We start from the raw sequence: 16,356 nt of genomic DNA, 5'->3' as shown, positions 1-16,356 counted from the left end.
CACGGTATGAAACTATGAAACACTCCATTGACTCGTTAAAAGAGCTGGGCCGTTATAATGATGCGATGTCCATGGCGCAGGATTTACTGCGGCGCTCACCGGATAACGCCAGTCTGCTGTATAAAATTGCCTCCCTTTATGATGTGCAAGGGCTGGAGTTGCAGGCGATCCCTTTTTATCGGGCCGCCATCGACCATGATCTGGTAGGTAAAGAGTTGCAGGAAGCCTACCTCGGTTTGGGTAGCACTTATCGAGCACTGGGATTATATCAAGAGTCACTGGATACCTTTGACCGCGCGCTGGCGCGTTTCCCGCAAGCGAAAGAGCTAACCTTGTTCCGCGCTATGACACTGTACAATCTGGGTGAAACCAAAGAAGCGGTCGCTGCATTATTGATACTGCTGGCTGAAACCTCAAACCATCAGGACATCAGCCTCTACCAAAAAGCCATTCGCCAATATGCCGCTGACCTTGACCATATTGGCTAACCCTTCAGGTAGCCCTTGCTTATTTGCAGGCTAATCTGCCAATAGCCGTTTGGAGACACTCTCCTTCTCCACATAATGGCTCTTAAACCAAGCCAACGCATCAGTGGCTGACCTTATTTGCCATTCTAGCCGAGATATTATTTTTTCATATTAGATAATCACGTTACTAACATTGCGAATGTGATCCTAACAATATGCTCGAACAGAATAATGGGTGAAATCACACGGTAATCATCCCATTTCCTATGAGGTTTGCTACGAAAGGGTATGCTCAGAAAAAAAGAGATTTCCTTTCATAATAGGTTTAGTTACTTTAAAATATCATTTAAGGATAATAAGGATTATCAACTAATATAAAGCTATGGCAAGTGCTGACGGTGACAAATTGTTAAGGGTAGCAAGGGATGTTTCCCGTTTTGTTCTGCGTGATGCCTTAGTTAGGGCAAGATTCGAAAACGAAATAAAAGATTTTATTAGTGAACAGATGAGAATAATTAAATTCGCCAGAACAGAGTCTGATTGCAAGATAGCCATTAATAGCTTAAATAAAGAATGCAGCAACCTTCGTGAACAAGACCATATGCTGAAAACTAAAAGAGCTAAAACTGTTGTCTCTATAGAGATTAAAAAAGATGGAGATAAATGGGGCTATGTCATACAAGGAGTTTATTTAACTATTGGTGGACTTGCAGCATTAGGCGGTTTCACCCGGGCATCGGGATCTTTAGCAACAGGGAATATACTGGGTGTAATGGCTGGTGCAACTATTTTTCTGCATGGAATTAATAGGTTACAATAAATAATATCAAATATTAAGAATGGGACTGATTCTTCACGGGATTTATGTTAAATGGTTATATAGTTACAGCCGAATTTTTGGGGTTTGATAAAAAAGCGGGTGTCTTAGCATATAACTTTATGAGTCTTGGATTATCTGGCTATGGAATGGCAAGACTTGTTCTGAAACCTGATACATGGAGACTGTTTCGATATATCCCAACTGATTATGTGAGAAACATAAAAACTATGGGATAGGGATCATTGGCAATTGAAAGTACCGGTAATGCTTTATCAGTTAAAGCAATTAACGATAGCAAATAGCACCAATTAAATTACTTATTAAATGATACAAATAACAACTTCGCTCCCAATATAACGGGAGCAACGAAGTTCATTATAACAACACCAACACCTGCAGCAATAATATAAGATTCAAAATCCAACGAATCACTTTTAATAAATATATTAACACCAATCACAATAAGTATAATATGTAAAAAAATAGTCCCTATAGAATTTTTTTCAGTTGCTGTATAGAAATTTCAAATGAAATATTATTCCCTATGGCCTGTTTACGTATAAATTAAATAATCTAATATTTTTATTCTATGTTATTTTGCAAGCATACAAATTAAAAATAGGATTTTCGCCTGTTTTTTATAAACCAGATAAAAATAGACAATCCCATAATAGTTATGAATTGCTCTTTTGTCTTTTACTTCTAAATCACCACATTGAGATATCTGTTAAAAAGAAAATTAAGGGGGAATGTAGTCAGTTGACTGTTTTTTGCACCGCCAAACCCCAAGTCATTGGAGCACCACGATCTACGGTTAGCTCATCTTTGGGAGCGAAATCCTGGCAACTTGCGTTATCATCGAAGTATCTAATCAACATTGATTCTTGGCGATCTAAGCCATCGCCATATAGTTGTTGTTCTGAACTAACACCCACATATAGGTAATATTTTTTCATGTACGATGAATCTCAAAAAAGTTTGTGTCAGCTATATGGTATCAAAAATTGTGACACCATAAAAAAGGCCCGCCGCTGGCTGGAAGAACAAGGCATTGCCTATCAGTTTCACGATTATCGCGTGGATGGATTGACTGACGAACGCCTGCAAGGTTTTATTAATAAACTGGGTTGGGAACCGTTGCTTAACACCCGTGGCACCACCTGGCGTAAATTGCCGGAAGCGCAACGTAATGCAATAACCGATGCTCAAACGGCCAAGGTGTTAATGTTAGAACAGCCCGCTATTATCAAACGCCCGCTACTGGAAGCCAGTAATGGCGAAATGCTGCTGGGCTTCAACATTGAAAACTATCAACATTTTATGCAACAGAATCTTAATCAACAACAGGTTATCCATAACCAAACCGCAATCGAGGTGCAATAACATGATCTGTCCGGTAATCGAACTGGCCCAACAATTAATTAAACGCCCGTCGCTCAGCCCGTGTGATGCGGGTTGCCAGGAGATCATGATTAAGCGCTTAGAGGCTATCGGTTTTACTGTCGAACCGATGAATTTTGGCGACACCCTTAATTTCTGGGCATGGCGCGGCGAAGGCGTGACACTGGCATTTGCCGGTCATACTGACGTGGTACCAACCGGAGATGAGAGCCATTGGAGCAGCCCACCGTTTGAACCAGCCATTCGTGACGGCATGCTGTATGGCCGTGGTGCCGCCGACATGAAAGGCTCTCTGGCCGCCATGGTGGTTGCCGCCGAACGTTTTGTCGCGCTACATCCGCATCATAAAGGTCGGTTGGCTTTTATGATTACCTCCGATGAAGAAGCCAAAGCCATTAACGGCACAGTAAAAGTGGTTAACGCCCTGATGGCGCGCAATGAGCGGCTGGATTATTGTCTGGTTGGTGAGCCATCCAGTACTGACACAGTCGGTGATGTAGTAAAGAATGGCCGTCGCGGTTCCATCACCGCTAACTTGCATATTCATGGAATTCAAGGGCATGTTGCTTATCCTCATCTGGCTGACAACCCGGTGCACCGTGCAATACCCGCCCTGAATGAACTGGTTGCCACCCAATGGGATGAAGGTAATGAGTTCTTTCCCGCCACCAGTATGCAAATTGCCAATTTACACGCTGGCACCGGCAGCAATAACGTCATTCCTGGTGAGTTCTATGTGCAGTTCAACTTTCGTTTCAGTACCGAATTAACCGACAGCTTGATCAAGCAGCGAGTAGAATCCCTGCTGGAACGTTATCAACTGACTTACACCCTCGAATGGGTGCTGTCCGGCCAACCCTTCCTGACCCCCCGTGGCGCATTGGTTGATGCCGTGGTGAACGCCGTTGAACATTATGCTGAAATCACACCACAACTGTTGACCACCGGTGGCACCTCTGATGGCCGCTTTATCGCCTTAATGGGCGCACAAGTGGTGGAACTGGGGCCGGTCAATGCCACAATCCATAAAGTGAATGAATGCGTTCATGCTGCTGATTTGCAGCTGCTGAGCCGGATGTATCAGAGAATCATGGAGCAGCTAGTAGCATGACAGATTATTCATTAACGCCACAGATGCTTACCGGGCGCTCAACGGCGCATTTGGTGGTATTGACAGGCAATCACCGTATGCAGCCACAAGCCGTTGAGGCATTTCAGGCGATGCAGCGGGCAGCTAAAGTGGCGGGTTTTGATTTACAGCCAGCCAGTACTTTTCGTGATTTTGACCGTCAATTGGCTATCTGGAATGGTAAATTCCGCGGTGAGCGACCAGTATTAGATAAAGACAGCCAACCGATCGACATTTCCCGGCTTGACGCGGCAGCCCGTTGCAACGCAATTTTACGCTGGTCGGCCCTGCCGGGGGCCAGTCGCCACCACTGGGGCAGTGATCTGGATATTTACGATCCCTCGCTATTGCCTGCGGAGACAAAATTACAACTGGAACCCTGGGAATACCAAGCTGGCGGTTATTTTTATCCACTAAGCCAATGGCTAAGTGCTCATATGGCTGAATTTGGGTTTTACCGGCCATTTAGCGAGGACCACGGCGGTGTCGCGGCAGAGCCCTGGCACTTGAGTTACCGCCCTCTGGCATCAACGGCGCAGCATTTACTGACACCAGCCATCCTGCTGGATGCCTGGCAGTCACAGGATGTGGCAGGGAGTGAATGGCTTGCAAGTCATTTACCCATGATTTTTTCACGATTTATTCATACCCAATAGATTTCAACGCGCAGCATCTTGAAAGATGACGGGTATATCAACGGAAGGAACTTAACCATGCATTGGTTAGCAGATTACTGGTGGATCATCCTTATCCTACTGGCAGGTATTATCTTAAACGGCATCAAAGAGTTACGCCGTCTTGATCATAAACGTTTTTTGAGCAATAAACCGGAGTTACCTCCCCACCGCGACAATAATGCGGAATGGGATGACGATGATGACTGGCCGGATAAAAACAAGAAAAAATAACTCGGTTACGAATAGTATCAAACGCAGGGGTAGGACCTGAATAAACCTGACCCTGCGTTGTGATTAACCAATGAGCACAGAATTAGCCCGGTTTATTGGCCAACTCATCCAGTTGCCGACAAGCCACGTAAAGATAGGTATCTAACCCCAGACGCCCCAATCCCAAAGTTTGAAGGTGAAAATATAGGGGGTCGCGATATTTCCAGGATCATGGCGTTACCGCCAGAACAGTGCACAGTGTCCGAGGGGATAACACAAGGTCATGTTTTTTTAACCGGGAAGCTACCGGATTCGATGGACTGGCTGATGCCGAAGGCTATTTGCCCGCATTAACTACCGCTGCAGTCCAAATTGATGTGCTGACTGAACATAGCGTCACGCGGTTACTTTCTCGGCTGAATGATCGCGATCAATCATCAATGGCAACGCTGCTCCACGCACATATTCATTGGCATAATTCAACCCGTATCCATTCATGATGATAAAAGGCTGAATTTCGCCATTTTATCAATATCAATCGCCGCCATCCCCTTGGCAGCCTCCTGCCGCCATTTGGTCACCAACGCTTTGCGCCCTGAAAGGCCCTGATGATGAACAACTTCCGCAGCCGCACTCCCCTGCTGCAAATATTGCCGCAATGCAGGGAGAGGCAACGCTGTCTGCAATAGCAGCCGCTGTAACGCGGGCAAACTCGCCTCTAACGGACGGAAAGCAAAAGCAAACCCCGTAAGCTCACGCCAATCATCATCATTTAAAGTGATATCAGGTTGTCCAGCCAGGGGTAACGATATTGGCGTGTCCAGATCAATCCATTGCTGTAACCAATACCAATCACGCTCTAATTGCTGCCGGGCTGCCTCGCAGAGCATCTTCCCCGCCAGACTGAGCGGCAACATCGCCATTGCGGCATAACAGCCACTGCTGGCTTCTCTGTGGCTGCCAAGGCGCACCAGTTGAAAGCCGCAGGCATGCCAGAAACACATTAATTCGGGGGTATAGCCAAAACTGACCGAAATAAAATCCAGCTTATCCTGCTGCCCACGCGCTTGCTCGGCGGCAATCATCTGCCGGGCGATCCTCTGCTGTCGCCATAATGGTGCGACCGCTACCCGACTGATACGCCGTGATCGCAGCGTGGGTGCTTGCCATTGCCCGCTGTGGGCGGCCAGTGATTGCGCCACCAAACTGCCTCTTGGCCGCCGCCTGCCTGCCCACACATCCTGGGCTAATGCATCGCTCAGGCCCCCCTCGTCGACCATCCACAAGGCACCAATCACTGAATCTGCTACCTTTGCGGCAGAGAAATGCATGCCCGGTGCATCCATCAAACGCCGTAAATCCAGCGGTGTGGTGCGGTAATGGGCGCTGGAAAGCAAACCGTAAAAGCGGCGCAATAGTTCGGGATTATTCAGCCAATCAGACTGTTTACAACCGGAGATCTCGACCGGTGCAATGGCGGATGCTGTCGGCGACAATATATCATTCACCCAGTCATCATTAAACAGCATGATATTGTCGATAATCTGCTCAAGTGGGTCATGGTTGGCCCAGCGGATCGGGTTGGTCAATGTCAAATGATGCCAATCGTTCAGCGTGGCGCAGAACTTCAATAAAAATCCACGTCCGGTGCCTTCGTAGCCTTGCACCGTGGTGGTTAATAACGCTCGCGGGAAGTAGGCCAAAAGCGCCGACAATAGTGCGGTTGGGATAGCCGCCGCCTCATCAATTAATAACCAATCGACATCACTGACATCGTTTAGCCGACAGTAGTCCAAGAGCGCATCCGGCGCCCAAAAACGCGCCCGTGATCCCGCCCGCAGGCTCAACCTTTGTGTGGCGGCTTTACCCGGCCCGGTGACCCAGCAGCGACCTGGCCACTGCGCCACCAGCATACCGGCGAGTGTCGACTTACCGCGCCCACGCGCCGCCGTCAGCACCCAAGTACCCTGCTTTGCCTGCATCAAGCGTTGAAGAATACTCTGCTGTTCCGCAGTGGGCGTGCCATCTGGTTGTTGCCAATCTGGGCGAGGTTCCAAGAGCGGTTCTGGCGCTAACTGGCCCTGCTGCCACACAATCACATCGGGAGAGGCCAACAGTTGGCGCTGTAGATGGTGAATAAAGTTCGCCGTGGTGATCGGCGCATCCCGCTCACTCCAGCGCAAACTGTCGGTATCAGGTGAGAGCGGCCAACGGTTCCACTCCGGCACCAGTAGCACCAACCAGCTTCCTGCTTGCAACGTACCCGCCAACACCGCCAATGCCTCAGTATTCAAACCGTCGGTGGCATCAAATACGCCGTGTAACCCTTCCTGCCCCAGTAAGGTTTTTGCCGCTGTCGGTGAAATACCATTGATATTTGGCAGCCGGTGCTCCGCTATCCACAGCCAATCACCTGGCAGTTGCTGACGTAAATTCATCGCCTGTTGCCGTGACCAATCAGCGCTGCCACTGAGGACCAATAAACGCCGGATCCCCTGCTGTGCCATCAGCGGTTGGTGGGTCACCATCCCATGATCCACGTTATGATTTACCGATAACCAATGAGAGCAGCCCGGCGGCAATCAATGGCCCGACCGGCACACCGCGGAACAACGCAACACCGAGCACCGTCCCAACTAATAACCCGGCTACCACCGACGGTTGGTGAGTCATCAGCGACACACCCCGGCCTCCTAGCCAGGAGACTGCTACCCCCACTACAATGGCTAATATCGATTTCCACTGAACAAAGGAGTGCAGCACCTCGCTGGCGCTGATTTTACCACTGGCAATCGGGGTCATTACCCCAATGGTCAGAATCAGTATGCCAATGGTTAAACCGTATTTTTCTATCCACGGGAAAAACTGATTTAACGGAGTAATGCGGATGGCGAGCAATGTCAGAATGGCTAGTGTGACGGTCATATTGTGACTGATAATACCGAGTGCAGCTAGCGCCAAGAGGATTAATAAAGTGGGATCAAGAGCGGCCATAGTTATTCTGCCTTACCATAATAGTTATTCTGCTTTGCAATAAAATACCGGCTGCGAGTGCGCCGATAAAAAGTAGTCTTATGATAATCGCTGCTGACGTGGGGTTCTAGCGCTATTAGCGGCTGGCAAAGGTGTTGCAGCTATTGGGGTCACCGCTGTCGAAACCCCGTTTAAACCAGGTATAACGTTGCTGTGATGTGCCGTGAGTAAAACTGTCCGGTACCACCCGCCCTTGGCTTTGCTGCTGGAGCCGGTCGTCACCAATGGCTTGTGCGGCATTCAGCGCTGCTTGTAAATCTCCCACCTCTAGCACCTGTTGTTGTTCCATGGCTTTGCCCCAAACACCGGCAAAGCAGTCGGCCTGCAATTCCATTTTGACCGATAAACGATTAGCTTGTGCCTGAGATGCCCCCTGTTGCTGCTGACGCACTTTAGCGTCGATACCCATCAGATGCTGTACATGGTGGCCAACTTCATGAGCGATCACATAGGCCTGAGCAAAGTCCCCCCCTGCCCCCAGCTTATTTTTCATGTCTTCATAGAAAGATAAATCGATATAAACCGTGCTGTCTGCCGGGCAATAAAATGGCCCCATAACCGACTGACCGGTACCACAACCGGTGCGGGTTGTACCACGGTACATCACCAGTTTAGGTTCCTGATAGGTACGGCCCATTTTTTGGAAGATAGGTTTCCAAGTGTCTTCGGTATCAGCCAGCACCACTGAGGTAAATTTAGCGTATTGATCATCTTTGGCGCTAACAGAGCTTGTTGAGCGTGATTGAGTCTGGGTTTGTGACATCGGGTCACTGCCATTTAATAGCGGCGTCAGGTCAACGCCATAGTAGCCAGCGACCAGCACCACAATCAGGATAACAATACCGCCCTTGCCACCTCTCGGAGGCCGGAACCCACCGCCGCCAGATGAATTTCCACGTCTGTCTTCCACATTGTCGCTTTCACGACGACCTTGCCAACGCATAACTTTGCTCCCAGAGATATTCCTTACGTATTATCGTAGGAAATCTGCGGAGCTAATACCATTAAAATAATGAATGATTACCAGAGATGGGGGAGATAGAGGCTGCCTCCCCAAAACACGAAACGTAATCGATTGCGTGGTTAGTCTAATTTTACACCGATACGGTGTGCAACTTCTTCGTAGGCTTCAATCAAACCACCCAGGCTCTGACGGTAACGGTCTTTGTCCATTTTGTTCAGCGTTTGCTTATCCCACAAACGGCTGCCATCGGGTGAGAACTCATCACCCAACACCACTTCACCGTTGTACAGACCGAATTCCAATTTGAAATCCACCAGGATTAAACCGGCATCATCAAACAGTTTGTTCAGCACGTCGTTGGCCAAATAGCTCAGTTCTTTCATGCGCGCTAATTGTACTTCTGTCGCCCAGCCAAAGGTTTTGCAGTAAGACTCATTGACCATCGGGTCATGCATCGCATCGTTTTTCAAAAACAGATCAAACAGCGGTGGATTCAGTTCTAAGCCTTCGTCGATACCCAGTCGTTTTACCAATGAACCCGCAGCCCGGTTACGGATAACGCACTCAACCGGGATCATTTCCAGTTTTTTAACCAGCACTTCGGTGTCTGATAGCAAACGTTCCATTTGGGTCGGAATACCAGCTTCTTCTAATTTAGCCATAATAAAATGGTTAAATTTGTTGTTTACCATGCCCTTACGATCGAACTGCTCAATGCGCTGACCATCCAGTGCTGACGTATCGTTACGGAACTCCAATACCAATAGGTCAGGATTTTCGGTGGTATAGACGGTCTTCGCCTTGCCACGATACAACTCAGCTAGCTTTTGCATCTTATTACTCCAGTAATGTGAAAATGTAACTCGCTATAAAATGAATGAGCCCGTCATAATTCGAGTACTCGAATTATGACGGGCTCATTCATTTTATAGCGAGTTACATTTTCACATTACTGGAGTAATAAGATGNGGGGGGGGGTCTAAAGGGGCCCAAGCCCCTTTGGTTTTATTTGGTACTTGTCGCACTCGTCTGGCTAAACGCCGCCTGGAACACCGCAACCAGCGCATCGTTCTGCGACTGAGTTAAGGTTTGCCCTTTCGGGCCGATGAACTGTAAGCTACTGCGGTTATCAAGGTCACCGACTTGCAGCTTATAATCACCTTCTGGCAATTCAGGGTCTTTGGCGCCCAACGCATCCCAGCTACTGCTGCTCATGGATTTACTGGTAACGCTAATCGTACCCAGTGGACGGCTACGGTCAGTGACCTTCATGCCGACTTTCTCAAGTGCGGCTGGCAGACGTTCCCACAGCACAGCATAAGGGGCACGAACAATCAGTTGCGGTAAGCCAGTATCATCGCTACCGCTTTGAACATCCAGCGTGCCGATTTTACGGGCAGCCTGACTGCTTTCGCTATCAGAACGGACCTTATCCAGACCTTCGATAATGGCATTCAGCATGGCGCCGTTGTAGCGCTGAATTTCGGTATAGTTGGTGATCGGTTGCCCACCTTGCTGTAAAGCAAGGGATTTCACCGCTAATACCAACTGATAACCTTGCTCCTGCACGCTTATCTGATAACGGCCTTCAAACTGCACGTCTTCATCTGCCCGGTTCCATTTGATCCAGTCAGTCGTTAACGTTTGGCTGGCATCCTGACGGCTAGCTATCGCCCAGTTTTTATCCTGTAGCACGCGGGTAACCTGCGCCCATAGATTATGGTTTTGCGGGCTATTTTCTAACAATAGCTTGCTGGTATCGTTAGCATTTTCAGCGCGAGAACCGCTTAGCAATGCCAGTGGTTGTACCGGAGGACGGATGTCCAACTGTTTGCCCACCGCGCCTTGAGCGTTGACGGAACGGACATCAAAATCACCATTTTGCACAGGCAGAATCATCCCTGCGGGTGAATTAAGCGGTTTCAGCGCAGGCGCTTCAAGATAAGACTCGTCACCGCCAACCTGGCGTTTGTAGCGTTGGTCAGTGGTGCAACCCGCCAGTAGCATCGCCAGCGAAACACCCACTACCGTTACCACCGTCGACTTTTGCAATGTTATTGCCATCAAATTTCCCTAAGAGTTACAGCAAACCGGCGCTTTTCAGCGCGTCTTCCACAACCCGTTTAGCCGGATCAGTCAGAGGGGTCATTGGCAGACGCAAAGTGTCATTCGCCATTAACCCCAGTTTCTTCGCGGCCCATTTCACCGGAATTGGGTTTGCTTCTACAAATAAATGCTGATGCAATGGCATCAAGCGCTGATTCAAACGGCGTGCCTCTGCAAAGTTACCCTGTGCCGCCAAGGCACAAAGTTCAGCCATTTCACGCGCAGCAATGTTTGCCGTCACAGAAATAACACCTTTGCCGCCCAGTTGCATAAAGTCTAGTCCGCTCGCATCGTCACCACTGAGCAGGATGAAATCTTCATCATCAACCAGCACTTGGATCTGACTAACCCGACTTAAGTTCCCTGTTGCTTCTTTAACAGCAACAATATTTTTAATCTTGGCTAAGCGAGCAATGGTCGGCGGTAACATATCGCAACCGGTGCGCGAAGGCACATTATAGAGAATTTGCGGCAAATCGGTACTTTCTGCGATCGCTTTAAAATGCTGATATAACCCTTCTTGCATTGGCCGATTATAGTATGGCGTTACTGTCAGACAACCCACCACGCCGGTATTATTGAACCGTCGAGTGAGAGAAATGGCTTCGGAAGTGGCATTAGCACCGGTTCCGGCAATCACTGGGATCCGGCCATTGGCCAATTCGAGCGTCTGCATGACCACATCAACATGTTCGTCATGGTTCAGTGTTGCAGACTCACCCGTAGTACCCACGGAGACAATCGCCGCAGTACCATTGGCTACATGATAATCGATAAGTTTCTTCAGGCTTGCGCGATCCACAGCACCGTTGTCGCCCATCGGCGTTATCAGCGCAACGATGCTTCCTGTAAACGTAAACATTGCCCACCCCCTCCTTAAACAAGTTACTCATGGTACTTTTGACCTCTATCCAAAAGCAAGCAAACAACTGTGTTGTAAGCGCTTGGCAGCAGGTTTTTTTTATGTTTACCATGGTAACCCCAAAGAGCATGACAGGAAGAGCGATTTTGCCGCAGCTTGATGAACATTATCTGGTCATTACCGCACTGGGTGTTGACCGCCCAGGGATCGTGAATACCATCACCCTCCATGTCAGTAGCTGCGGTTGTAATATCGAAGATAGCCGGCTGGCCATGTTCGGTGAGGAGTTCACCTTTATTATGCTGCTTTCGGGCAGTTGGAACGCGATTACCCTACTGGAATCAACCTTGCCGCAAAAAGGCGCAGAGCTTGATTTGCTGATTGTCATGAAGCGTACCAACGCTCAAGACCAAAAGTCGATGCCCGCCACGGTATGGGTAAAAGTTGAAGTTAATGACTATCCTCATATTATTGAACGGTTTACCAACCTGTTCTATTGCCACAATATGAATATCGCAGAGTTGATATCCAAAACTCAACCGGCTGAAGGCAGTGCGCGCCCTCGGTTGCACATCCAGATCAGTGCACACAGCCCTGCCAGCCAAAACAGTTCAATAATTGAACACGCTTTTTATCAGCTATGTACAGAACTCAACGCGCAAGGCAGTATTAGCGTGGTGAACTATCCACAGCATGACTCACGTATGGAGAGTTAGTAATGAGCCCATTGAAAGCCGGTGATATTGCGCCGAAGTTTAGTTTGCCCGACCAAGACGGCGAGCAAATTAGTTTGGCCGATTTCCAGGGACAACGTGTCTTGGTCTATTTTTATCCTAAGGCGATGACACCGGGTTGCACTGTTCAGGCCGGTGGCCTGCGCGACAATATGGATGAATTGAAGAAAGCAGGTGTTGAAGTACTCGGCATCAGTACCGATAAACCTGAAAAACTGTCACGTTTCGTTGAAAAAGAACTGCTAAATTTCACCCTATTGTCTGATGAAGATCATCAGGTTGCGGAGCAATTTGGCGTTTGGGGCGAGAAAAGTTTTATGGGTAAAACCTACGATGGTATCCACCGCATCAGTTTCTTAATTGATGCAGACGGCAAGGTGGAGCATGTGTTTGATAATTTCAAAACCACCAATCATCACGATATCGTGATGGACTACTTACGCCAAAGTGCCTGAGTGATTAGTTAGCCAGAAGAGCAAAAAAAGAGCGTTCAAACGCTCTTTTTTATTGGCAATAAATCGAATGATCCCCAAAGCCATTGCTGTTGCAGCAAGGCAGCCAGCGAACTCATCCCGATGAGCTGACTCCGGTCAGTGATTCGGGTGAGTGAGTGCAGCTAACACCGCTGCGGCATCAAGGGCACAGGGGATAATTAATCCGCATCAGGGATAAACTCTTCTGGCCAGGCATGGATAACAGCTTTGACCAAGGTGGCCAGTGGGATAGCAAAGAACACCCCCCAAAAACCCCACATACCGCCGAAAATGATCACTGACAGGATAATAACCAGCGGATGTAGATTTACCGCTTCAGAGAACAGCACCGGCACCAACACATTGCCATCGAGTCCTTGCACCACCAGATAGGCGACAAAAAGGGTCCAGAAATCAGCACCGATCCCCCACTGGAATAATGCCACCAGCACCACTGGAATGGTGACAATCACCGCACCAATATAAGGGATCAGCACCGAGAAGCCGACTAACACCGCCAACAAGAGGGCATAATTCATCCCCATCACAAAGAATACTAAATAGGTGGCGATACCAACAATCACCATTTCCATCACTTTGCCCCGAATGTAGTTGGTAATCTGTTGGTTCATTTCCAGCCACACCTGCCCCGCCAAACCACGGTTGCGCGGCAAAATACGGCGCACCGCATTCAGCATCTGTTCTTTATCCTTAAGCAGGAAGAACAGCATCAGCGGCACTAAAATCAGATAGATTGCTAAGGTCAGCAGGCCGATTAATGACGCCAGCGAGATTTTAACCACTGACTCCCCCATGCCCGACAGCTTGCTGCGTAAGTTTTCAGCCATCATATCGACAATGCCCGCATCTACCAGGGCGGGGTAACGTGAAGGTAATGTCTGGGCAAATGCATTGAATTTATTCAGCATTTTTGGCATATCTGATATCAGATTATTGCCCTGTTGCCACACTGTCGGAGCCACAACAAACACCGCCAGCAATGTTATGCTGCCAAAAACCACCAGGACAATACTGGCCGCCCACGGGCGCGAACAACCAATACGTTGTAATCGGGCGGTCGGCCACTCCAATAAATACGCCAGTACAATCGCGGCCAGTAAAGGAGCCAAAATACCGCTGAAGAAGTAGAGAATACAGAATCCCGCCAACAGAATAATCAGTAAAGCGATAACCTGCGGATCGGTAAAACGCCGACGGTACCATTGTAACAACAGCTCTAACATCCGAAATTGCTCCTTAACTACCATGAGAAACCCACAAAAACCACCATGAGAAACCCACAAATTAGCGGGTTCCTTTAATCGCCCCGACACACAAAGGCATAACCCGAAGGTAAACTTTACACGTTAGCGGTTCTCTTATTACCATTGACCGACTCATTATTCGGTCATAACTATTTATTTATAACTATTTATTTATAACCACAGGCTGACTAAGATAGTTGCGAGCCACAGCAATGGATGATGAGCTTAATCTTTTAACGTATTTGGTCCTATTTTTGTGATCTAACTCGCTTTCGTGATGATTGTACTGGAGAGCAGAGCAAGGAAGAAGAACTCTTATACATCTCGGAGTCTAATTATCATTACATTAGCAGGGGCAACCTCGTTTATGACGCATCGGTTAACTAAGACAGTTATCGCCACACTACTGAGTAGCTTGCTGCTCACTGGCACCCTTCCTGCCCGCGCTGAGACCCAAGACCAACTGCCTGATATTGGCACCTCCGCTGGGGCAACCTTGAGCATCGATCAGGAAAAAGCCATGGGGGATTTTTATGTCCGCCAAATGCGTGCCAGCACCCCACTGATTTATGACCCGCTCCTGACCCAATATATCAATACACTAGGTAACCGGTTGGTAGCCAATGCCTACTCAGTGCGCACGCCATTTCATTTTTATCTGGTGAATAACGATCAAATTAACGCCTTTGCTTTTTTTGGCGGCAACGTGGTGCTCCACTCGGCGCTGTTCCGCTATACCGATAACGAAAGTGAACTGGCATCCGTATTAGCGCATGAAATATCTCATGTAACACAACGCCACCTGGCAAGAGCCATGGAAGAGCAGCAACGGATGGCGCCCCTGACGTGGGTCGGAGTGTTAGGTTCTATCCTATTGACGATGGCCAGTCCACAAGCCGGTATGGCAGGTTTGAGCAGCACGTTAGCCGGTGCTCAACAGGGCGTCATCAGCTTTACTCAAGGCAATGAGCAGGAAGCTGACCGTATTGGTATTCAAGTGCTGCAACGTTCAGGATTTGATCCACAAGCTATGCCAAACTTCCTGCAAAAATTGGCTGACCAGTCGCGATATGCGTCAAAACCACCGGAAATGTTACTGACTCATCCCCTACCGGACAGCCGTTTATCCGATGCGCGTAACCGTGCCAATCAGATGAAGCCTCACCCTATTGCCTCATCGCAAGATTATTTATTCGCCAAAGTCCGCATTTTGGGGATGTATGGCTCGACCGAAAACAGTCTGACCCCGGATCTACTGGAAACATTAAGTAAAGGTACGGTACGTGAGCAACTGGCGGCCAAATACGGTCAGGCCATTTTGCTGTATCAAGCGAAGAAATATGACGAAGCCCGTAATCAGTTACAGCCACTATTAACACAGCAGCCCGGCAATGTTTGGTTCCTCGATTTGATGACAGATATCGATTTGGGGCAAAATAAAGCAGCAGCAGCTATTGCTCGCCTACAAGCCGCAACCGCGAAGCAAGATGATGAGCCGGTGCTCCAACTGAATCTGGCCAATGCTTATGTGCAGGGCGCGCAGCCGGCTGCGGCCATCAAGCTATTGCGCAACTATACTTTCACCAATCCAAATGATCCTAATGGTTGGGATCTGCTGGCTCAGGCTGCCGCTGCACTGGGTTTACGCGATCAAGAACTGGCCGCACGGGCAGAAAGTCTGGCCTTAAGTGGCAAGCTAACACAAGCAATCGGCCTACTCAGCGATGCCAGTGCACGGGTAAAATTGGGCAGCTTGGAACAGGCCCGCTATGACGCTCGCATTGACCAGTTGCGCCAGTTAGATAAACGCTTCCAAAAATACCAAAAGTCTTAAGGAAAATGACGATGAAAGAGGTCACGTTTTATCATAATCCACGCTGTTCCAAAAGCCGGGAAACTCTCACGTTAGTTGAACAACAGGGTATTCAGCCACAGGTGATCCTGTATCTGGATACGCCACCGTCAGTGGCAGAATTAAAAGCGTTGTTGCCGCAGTTAGGCTTTAGCGAGGCACGTCAATTGATGCGTACCAAAGAAATACTCTACAAAACGCTGAATCTGGCTGATGCGGCACTAACACAGGATCAATTGCTGCAAGCCATGAGCGATAATCCCACATTGATCGAGCGCCCGATTGTGGTTTATAACGGGAAAGCACGTCTGGGCCGCCCGCCAGAGCAGGTGTTGGAAATCTTAAAGTGATTTAATGACGGCG

General features: G+C 48.5%; 18 protein-coding genes. 11 read left to right on the top strand and 7 right to left on the bottom strand.

Annotation, left to right across the window (positions count from 1 at the left end):
* Positions 1–14 precede the first annotated feature (14 nt).
* The 7 genes from AEP37_RS00680 to AEP37_RS00650 all read left to right on the top strand — a co-directional run bounded on the left by AEP37_RS00680 (position 15) and on the right by AEP37_RS00650 (position 4,725).
* Positions 15–488, top strand: a complete 474-nt coding sequence (locus AEP37_RS00680) for a tetratricopeptide repeat protein (RefSeq protein ID WP_049608301.1) — start codon at positions 15–17, stop codon at positions 486–488.
* A 361-nt stretch (positions 489–849) separates the two neighbouring features.
* Positions 850–1,287, top strand: coding sequence for a DUF4225 domain-containing protein (locus AEP37_RS27535; RefSeq protein WP_072086216.1), 438 nt, complete (start codon positions 850–852; stop codon positions 1,285–1,287).
* Between the two features lie 44 nt (positions 1,288–1,331).
* Positions 1,332–1,523, top strand: coding sequence for a DUF4225 domain-containing protein (locus tag AEP37_RS27530; RefSeq protein ID WP_268872734.1), 192 nt, complete (start codon positions 1,332–1,334; stop codon positions 1,521–1,523).
* A 718-nt stretch (positions 1,524–2,241) separates the two neighbouring features.
* Complete coding sequence (locus tag AEP37_RS00665; RefSeq protein WP_049608295.1) at positions 2,242–2,670, top strand: ArsC family reductase; 429 nt, start codon at positions 2,242–2,244, stop codon at positions 2,668–2,670.
* Position 2,671: 1 nt separating this feature from the next.
* Positions 2,672–3,799, top strand: a complete 1,128-nt coding sequence (gene dapE / locus AEP37_RS00660) for a succinyl-diaminopimelate desuccinylase (RefSeq protein ID WP_049608292.1) — start codon at positions 2,672–2,674, stop codon at positions 3,797–3,799.
* Positions 3,796–4,473 (top strand): M15 family metallopeptidase, encoded by a 678-nt coding sequence (locus tag AEP37_RS00655; protein WP_082170634.1) that lies wholly within the window; start codon positions 3,796–3,798, stop codon positions 4,471–4,473. Before dapE ends, AEP37_RS00655 begins: the two co-directional genes overlap by 4 nt.
* Before the next feature lie 57 nt (positions 4,474–4,530).
* Positions 4,531–4,725: a YpfN family protein gene (locus tag AEP37_RS00650; RefSeq protein ID WP_049608289.1), complete on the top strand. Its 195-nt coding sequence runs from the start codon at positions 4,531–4,533 to the stop codon at positions 4,723–4,725.
* Between the two features lie 473 nt (positions 4,726–5,198).
* On the opposite strand, the gene AEP37_RS00645 is transcribed toward AEP37_RS00650, so the two are convergent.
* The 6 genes from AEP37_RS00645 to dapA all read right to left on the bottom strand — a co-directional run bounded on the left by AEP37_RS00645 (position 5,199) and on the right by dapA (position 11,669).
* Positions 5,199–7,232: a tRNA(Met) cytidine acetyltransferase TmcA gene (locus AEP37_RS00645; protein WP_202905465.1), complete on the bottom strand. Its 2,034-nt coding sequence runs from the start codon at positions 7,230–7,232 to the stop codon at positions 5,199–5,201.
* Between the two features lie 13 nt (positions 7,233–7,245).
* Positions 7,246–7,698 carry a DUF441 domain-containing protein gene (locus AEP37_RS00640; protein ID WP_004876835.1) on the bottom strand — a complete coding sequence of 151 codons (453 nt, stop codon included), beginning with the start codon at positions 7,696–7,698 and terminating at the stop codon, positions 7,246–7,248.
* A 115-nt stretch (positions 7,699–7,813) separates the two neighbouring features.
* Positions 7,814–8,680, bottom strand: a complete 867-nt coding sequence (ypfJ, locus tag AEP37_RS00635; protein ID WP_049608282.1) for a KPN_02809 family neutral zinc metallopeptidase — start codon at positions 8,678–8,680, stop codon at positions 7,814–7,816.
* 140 nt (positions 8,681–8,820) lie between these two features.
* Positions 8,821–9,534, bottom strand: coding sequence for a phosphoribosylaminoimidazolesuccinocarboxamide synthase (gene purC, locus AEP37_RS00630; RefSeq protein WP_049608279.1), 714 nt, complete (start codon positions 9,532–9,534; stop codon positions 8,821–8,823).
* A gap of 172 nt (positions 9,535–9,706) precedes the next feature.
* Complete coding sequence (gene bamC, locus AEP37_RS00625; protein WP_049608276.1) at positions 9,707–10,765, bottom strand: outer membrane protein assembly factor BamC; 1,059 nt, start codon at positions 10,763–10,765, stop codon at positions 9,707–9,709.
* Between the two features lie 16 nt (positions 10,766–10,781).
* The gene (dapA, locus tag AEP37_RS00620) at positions 10,782–11,669 is read right to left on the bottom strand and encodes a 4-hydroxy-tetrahydrodipicolinate synthase (protein WP_049608274.1); all 888 of its coding nucleotides are present in this window, start codon (positions 11,667–11,669) and stop codon (positions 10,782–10,784) included.
* A 146-nt stretch (positions 11,670–11,815) separates the two neighbouring features.
* Here dapA and AEP37_RS00615 point away from each other — a divergent pair, with 146 nt between their 5' ends.
* Both AEP37_RS00615 and bcp read left to right on the top strand, forming a co-directional pair.
* Positions 11,816–12,385 (top strand): glycine cleavage system transcriptional repressor, encoded by a 570-nt coding sequence (locus AEP37_RS00615; RefSeq protein WP_049608272.1) that lies wholly within the window; start codon positions 11,816–11,818, stop codon positions 12,383–12,385.
* A gap of 2 nt (positions 12,386–12,387) precedes the next feature.
* Positions 12,388–12,858 carry a thioredoxin-dependent thiol peroxidase gene (bcp, locus tag AEP37_RS00610; protein WP_049608269.1) on the top strand — a complete coding sequence of 157 codons (471 nt, stop codon included), beginning with the start codon at positions 12,388–12,390 and terminating at the stop codon, positions 12,856–12,858.
* 197 nt (positions 12,859–13,055) lie between these two features.
* Here bcp and AEP37_RS00605 read toward each other — a convergent pair whose 3' ends face one another.
* Complete coding sequence (locus AEP37_RS00605) at positions 13,056–14,120, bottom strand: AI-2E family transporter (protein ID WP_049608265.1); 1,065 nt, start codon at positions 14,118–14,120, stop codon at positions 13,056–13,058.
* 388 nt (positions 14,121–14,508) lie between these two features.
* Between AEP37_RS00605 and bepA the strand changes: the two genes are divergently transcribed.
* The gene (gene bepA, locus AEP37_RS00600) at positions 14,509–15,975 is read left to right on the top strand and encodes a beta-barrel assembly-enhancing protease (RefSeq protein WP_049608263.1); all 1,467 of its coding nucleotides are present in this window, start codon (positions 14,509–14,511) and stop codon (positions 15,973–15,975) included.
* Positions 15,976–15,986: 11 nt separating this feature from the next.
* Positions 15,987–16,343 (top strand): arsenate reductase (glutaredoxin), encoded by a 357-nt coding sequence (gene arsC / locus AEP37_RS00595; protein ID WP_049608261.1) that lies wholly within the window; start codon positions 15,987–15,989, stop codon positions 16,341–16,343.
* Positions 16,344–16,356 lie beyond the last annotated feature (13 nt).

The organism is Yersinia pekkanenii (assembly GCF_001152565.1).
Classification (GTDB): Bacteria; Pseudomonadota; Gammaproteobacteria; order Enterobacterales; family Enterobacteriaceae; genus Yersinia; species Yersinia pekkanenii.
Note: the sequence above shows the minus strand (reverse complement) of the source record. Positions and strands in the feature narration are given on the sequence as shown.